The sequence below is a fragment of the Mycobacterium sp. genome (assembly GCF_049280035.1).
Lineage (GTDB): Bacteria > Actinomycetota > Actinomycetes > Mycobacteriales > Mycobacteriaceae > Mycobacterium.
Window position 1 is genome coordinate 1 of record NZ_JBAPPI010000495.1, and the last position, 1,817, is coordinate 1,817.

Annotated in this window: 1 protein-coding gene and 2 pseudogenes; 2 read left to right on the forward strand and 1 reads right to left on the reverse strand. The window is 65.4% G+C overall.

Going from position 1 to position 1,817, the window contains the following annotated elements; translation table 11 throughout:
- A pseudogene (locus tag WAN71_RS16115) lies at positions 1–172 on the forward strand (aminopeptidase); the annotation flags it as partial.
- A gap of 6 nt (positions 173–178) precedes the next feature.
- Here the strand turns inward: WAN71_RS16115 and WAN71_RS16120 are convergent.
- Positions 179–1,089: pseudogene (locus WAN71_RS16120) on the reverse strand (SDR family NAD(P)-dependent oxidoreductase).
- A 110-nt stretch (positions 1,090–1,199) separates the two neighbouring features.
- Between WAN71_RS16120 and WAN71_RS16125 the strand changes: the two are divergent.
- Positions 1,200–1,766: a TetR/AcrR family transcriptional regulator gene (locus tag WAN71_RS16125; protein WP_422226293.1), complete on the forward strand. Its 567-nt coding sequence runs from the start codon at positions 1,200–1,202 to the stop codon at positions 1,764–1,766.
- Positions 1,767–1,817 lie beyond the last annotated feature (51 nt).

The following is a 1,817-nucleotide window of genomic DNA, read 5'->3' on the forward strand; positions in this document are numbered from 1 at the left end:
CAAGAAGATCGTCGGTACTGGCGTCGAGTGGTACATCACGCCGGGATCGAACAAGCCGATGCGGCGCAGGGATCCCAATGGCCTTGTCTGCCATTGGATTCTCGAGATCCATCTGAACGACTCCGCCCACGGCTTCGGCGGATTCTACGAGCAGTTGCTCGACCTGCCCTGAGCCGATTCAGCCGACGGGATAAACCACCCCGGTCAGCTCCTCGGACACCGCCCACAGCCGGCGCTGCAGGTCGACGTCGTGAGACTTGCGGCTGGATCCCACCACCTTTGGGTAGCCCCGCGTTTGCGCGAAGCCGTCGGGTCCGAAGTACTGGCCGCCGAGCACCTGAGGGTCGCTGGCAGCACGAAGCGTCGGCAGGGCGCCCATGGCGGCGTCCTGCAACAGCGGTTCGATCACGGGTAGGCGGCCGCAGCCCATCCAGGCAGGTGGCGCATCAACTCGGTGTTCGAGCCGCCGGGGTGCGCGGCCGCGGCGATCGTCGTTGCATGCGGAGCGAGCCGTCGTTGCAATTCGTAGGTGAACAACAGGTTGGCCAGCTTGGCTTGTCCGTAGGCCGAGACCCTGTTGTAGCTGCGTTCCCACTGGAGATCGTCGAAGTGAATGTCGGCGCGGATGCGGTGACCGACGCTGCTGACGGTCACGACCCGTGAACCCGCGACCGGCAGCAGCCGATCCAGCAGCAGACCGGTAAAGGCGAAGTGGCCCAGGTGGTTGGTGCCGAACTGCAGCTCGAAGCCATCCTTGGTAGTTGACTTGGGTGTGTACATCACGCCGGCGTTATTGATCAGCAGGTCGATGCCGTCGTGGTCGGACCGCAGTTGGTCCGCCGCGGCGCGGATGGAGTCCAGCGATGTCAGGTCCAGCTCCTGCAGCGCCACGCTGCCGTTCGGGCTGCGCCGACTGATCAGGGTCGCTGCGTCCTTGCCCTTGTCCAGATTGCGCACCGCGAGAACGACGTGGGCGCCGTGCTCGGCCAGGGCGGCGGCGGTCTCGTAGCCGAGGCCGGTGTTGGCTCCGGTGATGACGGCGACACGACCGGTCTGGTCGGGGATGTCTGCGGTTGTCCACTTGGCCATGACAAGGCTCCTAAGCTGTAAGCTAACCGGGGCGGCCGCTCCGTTTGATCCAAATATACGGAACGCGCGCCCCGTTTTGCAATATGGGTTGAAGGCGAGGTGATTCCGCGATGGCTCAACCCGCACGGCCACTGCGCGCCGACGCGGCACGCAACCGCGCGCGCGTGCTGGAAGTCGCCTACGAAACCTTTGCGGCCGAGGGCTTGTCGGTGCCGATCGACGAGATCGCCCGGCGCGCCGAAGTCGGAGCCGGCACGGTCTACCGGCACTTCCCGACCAAGGAGGCGCTGTTTCAAGCCGTCATCCAAGACCGACTGCAGCGCCTCGTCGACGACGGATACGCCCTGCTGGAATCCGCGGGGCCCGGCGAAGCCCTCTTCAGCTTTCTGCGCTCGATGGTGTTGCAGTGGGGCGCGACGGACCGCGGCCTGGCCGAGGCGCTGGCCGGGTTCGGCATCGGCATCGAACAGGCCGCACCCGACGCTGAGGACGCATTCCTCGCCTTGTTCGACGAACTGCTATGCGCCGCTCAGAAAGCGGGTACGGCGCGTCAGGACATCGGCGTGCACGAAGCGAAGGCAATCCTGGTCGGATGCCAAGCGATGGAGGCCTACAACCCGGCGCTGGCCGAGCAGGTGACCGACGTCGTCATCGACGGCTTGCGTGCCTTGTCATAACGCCTGGCCGTCCTTGCACTCGGCATAGGCGAGTGCTAAGAATGACGTTGG